Origin of the sequence: Polaromonas sp. YR568 (assembly GCF_943369675.1) — a bacterium.
Taxonomy (GTDB): domain Bacteria; phylum Pseudomonadota; class Gammaproteobacteria; order Burkholderiales; family Burkholderiaceae_C; genus Polaromonas.
In genome coordinates this window covers 1-5,000 of the sequence record NZ_CALROB020000003.1, presented here as the reverse complement: position 1 = coordinate 5,000, position 5,000 = coordinate 1, and the positions used below count along the sequence as shown (strand labels likewise).

Sequence of the window (5,000 nt, the reverse complement as noted above, 5' to 3'; positions counted from 1 at the left end):
GGCCGCACCCTGGGCGCGCCCTCGGCCGCGTAGTCGTCCACCTCCAGCGGATGGAAAGGCAGGCTGCCGACCAGCATGGCGACATTGCCGTAAATCGTGTCGGCGCCGGCCTGCTCGATGCTGACCCGCGCCAGGGGCACATCGAGCTCCTCGGCCACCAGCATGGCCAGCGCGGTGTGCACGCCCTGCCCCATTTCGCTGCGCGGCATGGCCAGCACCACGCCGCCGTCGGCCTTGATCTTGATCCAGCCGTTGAAGACCACACCCGTGAGGTCGGGCTCGGCCCCCGCCGGCCAGGGCTGGGCCGCGCTGCCCAGGCGGGAGCGCGCCGGCAGGGCACTCCAGCCGACCAGCAATGCGCCGGCCGCGCCCGCCGCTGTGAACAGCCAGGCCCGCCTTTTCATGCTTTGGCCTTCTTCACGGCGGCGCCGGGCGCCATGCCGGCCGCACGCTTGATGGCCACGCGGATGCGCTGGTAGGTGCCGCAACGGCAGATGTTGGTCATGGCCGCGTCAATGTCGGCATCCGTCGGCTTGGGGGTCTTGTCAAGCAATGCGGCCGCCGCCATCAGCATGCCGGACTGGCAATAGCCGCATTGGGGCACCTGCTCGGCGATCCAGGCGAGTTGCAGGGCATGGGGCTTGTCGGGCGTTCCCAGCGCTTCAATCGTCTGGATGCGCTTGCCGAGCACGGCAGACACCGGAACCACGCAGGAACGCACCGCCTGGCCGTCGACCCGCACCGTGCAGGCGCCGCAGGCCGCCACGCCGCAGCCGAACTTGGTGCCTGTCATGTTCAGCACGTCGCGCAGCAGCCATAACAAGGGCATGCCGGCATCGGCGTCGGCCTGGACGACCCGGCCGTTGATTTGCAGTTCCACAAAGCCTCCCTCAGCGATGCGTCGCCGGAAGGAAAGACTATATAGACGAGCTCCGGCAGGCGATAGGGCGGCGACGCCACACCGCCGTTGCGGGCTCGCCACGCAGCGGCCCGGCGCCTGCCGGATGGCCTTGCGGCGCCGGGGAAATGCCTGCGGTCACAGAGGGGGCGGATAATCTGCCCCCTTATGGCACTTATTACCTTACTGGACGCCCAACTCGCTTTTGGGCACGTCGCACTGCTGGACCACGCAGATTTTTCCCTTGAGAGCAACCAGCGCATAGGCCTGATCGGCCGCAACGGCACCGGCAAATCCTCCCTGCTGAAGATTCTCGCCGGCCTGGAAAAACCCGACGACGGCACCCTGCAACTGCAGCAGAACCTGCGCATCGCCTACGTGCCGCAAGAACCCAGCCTGGACCCGCACGCCACCGTCTTCATCGCGGCCAGCGCGGGCCTGGCGCGCACCCGCCATGTGGTGGAGCTGTACCTGGCGGCCGACGAAAACACCGATCTGGACGCGCTGCAGTCGGAAATCGAGGCGCTGGACGGCTGGACCTGGGAGCAGCGCGTCGAGGAAACCCTGCACCGCCTGCACCTGGACAAGGACGCCATCGTCGGCTCCCTCTCAGGCGGCACCAAAAAACGCGTGGCGCTGGCCCAGGCGCTGGTCGCCAAGCCCGACGTGCTGCTGCTCGACGAGCCGACCAATCACCTGGACCTCGATTCCATCGCCTGGCTGGAGGAATTGCTGGTCAATTTCAACGGCAGCATCATCACCATCACCCACGACCGGGCCTTCCTGGACCAGGTTGCCACCGTCATCGTCGAGCTGGACCGCGGCAAGCTCAACAGCTACCCCGGCAACTTCGCCCAGTACCTGGTGCAAAAAGAAGAGCAGATGGCGCAGGAAGCCGTCATCAACGCCAAGGCCGACAAGCTGCTCGCGCAGGAAGAGGTCTGGATCCGCAAGGGCGTGGAAGCGCGCCGTACCCGCAGCGTGGCCCGCATAGGCCGCCTCGAAGCGCTGCGCGACAACCGCGCGGCCCGGCGAGATGCCGTCGGCCGTGTCAACCTGGATGTCTCCAGCGGCGAGAAAAGCGGCAAGATCGTCGCCGAACTCACCGACGTGAGCAAAAGCTTCGGCCACCCCGGCAGCGAAAAAATCATCGTCAACAAATTCACCGGCACCTTGCTGCGCGGCGACAAGGTCGGCCTGCTGGGCCCCAACGGCGCCGGCAAGACCACGCTGCTCAAGCTCATCCTGGGCGAGTTGCAGCCCGACGTGACCACGCCCCCCGGCAAGATACGCCAGGGCGCCAACCTGCAGGTGGCTTATTTCGACCAGATGCGCGACAGCCTGGACCTGGACGCCACGCTGGAAGACTTCATCAGCCCCGGCAGCGAATGGGTGGAGATCAACGGCGCCAAAAAACACGTCAAGAGCTACCTGACCGACTTTTTGTTCTCGCCCGCACGCGCCAATTCGCCGGTGCGCACGCTTTCGGGCGGCGAACGCAACCGGCTGCTGCTGGCGCGCCTGTTCGCGCGGCCGGCCAATGTGCTGGTGCTGGACGAGCCGACCAACGACCTGGACATCGACACGCTGGAGCTGCTGGAAGACCTGCTGCAAAACTACGAAGGCACGGTCTTCCTGGTCAGCCACGACAGGCGCTTCCTCGACAACGTGGTGACCAGCACCATCGCCTATGAAGGCACGCCCGAGAACCCCGGCTTCTGGCGCGAATACGAAGGCGGCGTAACGGACTGGATCACACAGTCCAAGCGCGCCGCGCAGATCACCGGCAGCAACAAGCCCACGGCATCCGTCCCCAAGCCGTCCGGTAAAACCGGCAGCGAACCCAAAAAGGATGCAGGCACGGGCGACACCTCCGCCAAAAAGAAGCTCAGCTACAAGGAGCAGCGCGAGCTCGACGGCCTGCCGGCGCTGATCCAGCAACTCGAGTCGCAGCAAAAGGCGATCGAGCAGGAACTGTATGACGGCACGCTCTACACCACCAATGCCAAACGCGCGGCCGAACTCAACGCGCGCAACAGCAAGATAGAGGAAGAACTGATGGCCGCGCTGCAGCGCTGGGAAACCCTCTCGACCTGATCTGCGCCTGAGGCCTGGAAGCATCCGGCTGCGCTGTCGAGCCGGATGCCTACAGAAAGAGTGGGTGGAACGGACGGTTTGACGGGGCGTAAAGACACCCGCTTGCGCTAAAGTGATCGGCATCATGCCTACACCTGCCGCCGCTGGCCGCGCCACCGTTTTTTCGCCGATTTCCCGTGCCGCTTTGGCCGCGCGCTGGCTGGCCCTGCTGCTCCTGAGCCTGTGGATCACCGGATGCGCTTCCTTGCCCAGCGAAGTGGACAGGCCGGTGTCGACCGCTTTGCCCAACCCCGCACAAACGCGCCTGGGCGCGCTGGTGGCCGCCCGCGCCGCCACGGCGGGTACCCGCAACGACTCCGGCTTTGCGCTGGTCGGCGATGCCGAACTGGCTTTCACCAGCCGCATGACCCTGATCAAGGCCGCGCAGAAGACGCTGGACATCCAGTACTACGCCATTTTTGCCGACGACACCACCGAGCGCATGTTCGACGCCTTGCGCGAGGCCGCGGGCCGGGGCGTGCGCATACGCATCCTGCTGGACGACTTCAATACCTCGGGCAAAAACGCCCAGGTGCTCAAGCTCGCCTTCGAGAAAAACATCGAACTGCGCCTGTTCAACCCTCTGCCCGGCGGCCGCAGCTCCCTGGCCCTGCGAATCCTGAGCAACCTCAAGGACACGGCGCGCATGCAACGGCGCATGCACAACAAGATTTTTGTGGCCGACAACGCCGTCGCCATCACCGGCGGCCGCAACCTCGGAGAAACCTATTTCGGCCAGAGCCAGGGCACCAATTTTGTGGACATCGACGTGATCGCGGCCGGCCGCATCGCGCGCGACCTGTCCGCCAGCTTCGACCAGTACTGGAACAACCCGCTGGCCTACCCCGTGCAGTCGCTGATGACCGCCGAGGAGATAGACGCCCTCAAACTGCCGCCCCCCGGCACCCAGCCCGCCCACCTCAACCGGGAAGACCCGGCGGCGCTGGCGGCCGCCACGCAGGCCGCCATCGCCGAGTCGAACGCCTCCGCGGCTTCCGTCGCATCAGCCGCCGCCCTGCCCGACTCGGCCGACCTGCGCCTGCTGACCTGGACGTGGGCGCCTTCCGTCCTGCTGGTCGACAAAGCCTCCAAAATTGCCGCCGACGCCGACACCACGGAAGAATCCCAGGACACCACAGTGGACGGCCTGCTGCAGCTGATGTCGCAGGCCAAAAGCAAGCTGCTGATCGTGTCGCCCTACTTCGTGCCCGGCGAACGCATGATGAAAGAGTTCGCCGAGCTGCGCGGGCGCGGCGTGCGCGTGCGCGTGCTGACCAATTCGCTGGCCTCCAACGACGCGCCCGCCGCGCACGTCGGTTACGCGCGCTACCGCAAGGCGCTGCTGGACATGGGCATAGAGCTGTATGAAATGCGCGCCGAGCAGCAAGGCTCTTTCTCAAGCTTCGGCTCGTCCGCGCTGAGCGGCGGCTCCACGGGCGGCTCCACCGGCGGTTCGCGCGCCAGCCTGCACTCCAAGGTGGTGGTGATCGACGACCGCCTGCTGGTGGTCGGCTCCATGAACCTGGACCTGCGCTCGCAGCTGCAAAACAGCGAAGTTGCCATCGTCATCCGCAATAGAGCCATTTCCGCCGAAGCCACGCGCCTGATCGAGCCCACGCTGTCCACCGGCGCCTACCACGTCGAACTGGACGAAGGTCGCATGGTCTGGCGCGCGCCGCAGGGCTCACAGCTGGCCGACTCCATGGTGGAGCCTGATGCGAGCTGGGGCTTGAAGTTGATGCTGAAAGTGATCGGGCCGTTTGCGCCGGAAGAGATGCTTTAGCCGGGTCTTGCGCCGGCCTTGCGCGCTTGTGGACTTTGCTAAGGCTTGCTGGCCGGGAGTGGCCCGGCGGCCAGTAACTTTGGCGAAACCCGCAAAGCGGGTTTTCTTTTGTTCGCCAAAAGGCGCGCTGCGCGCGCGGGGTTCGCTCACTTCGCGCAGCGAAGTTACGCGAACACCAAAGTC

Annotated in this window: 4 protein-coding genes (1 of these 4 running past the window's edge); 2 read left to right on the top strand and 2 right to left on the bottom strand. The window is 65.8% G+C overall.

The features are described from left to right. Positions 1 to 404: the 5' end (the start) of a molybdopterin cofactor-binding domain-containing protein gene (locus tag ACLV8F_RS02045; protein WP_411882584.1), read on the bottom strand. Its footprint begins 1,912 nt before the window's first position; 404 of the gene's 2,316 nt are visible here — the first part of the coding sequence; the start codon lies at positions 402 to 404; its stop codon lies off the left edge, out of view. After that, positions 401 to 880, bottom strand: a complete 480-nt coding sequence (locus tag ACLV8F_RS02040; RefSeq protein WP_411882583.1) for a (2Fe-2S)-binding protein — start codon at positions 878 to 880, stop codon at positions 401 to 403. Before ACLV8F_RS02040 ends, ACLV8F_RS02045 begins: the two co-directional genes overlap by 4 nt. Positions 881 to 1,066: 186 nt before the next feature. Between ACLV8F_RS02040 and ACLV8F_RS02035 the strand changes: the two genes are divergently transcribed. Further along, positions 1,067 to 2,995 carry an ATP-binding cassette domain-containing protein gene (locus tag ACLV8F_RS02035; protein ID WP_411882582.1) on the top strand — a complete coding sequence of 643 codons (1,929 nt, stop codon included), beginning with the start codon at positions 1,067 to 1,069 and terminating at the stop codon, positions 2,993 to 2,995. Between the two features lie 124 nt (positions 2,996 to 3,119). Then, entirely contained in the window at positions 3,120 to 4,817 is a 1,698-nt protein-coding gene (locus ACLV8F_RS02030) for a phospholipase D-like domain-containing protein (RefSeq protein ID WP_411882581.1), read from the top strand. The last annotated feature ends 183 nt before the right edge of the window (positions 4,818 to 5,000 follow it).

Coding starts and splice junctions, on each gene's coding strand:
- ACLV8F_RS02035 (WP_411882582.1), top strand. CDS start 1,067: ATGGCACTTATTACCTTACTGGACGCCCAACTCGCTTTTGGGCACGTC.
- ACLV8F_RS02030 (WP_411882581.1), top strand. CDS start 3,120: ATGCCTACACCTGCCGCCGCTGGCCGCGCCACCGTTTTTTCGCCGATT.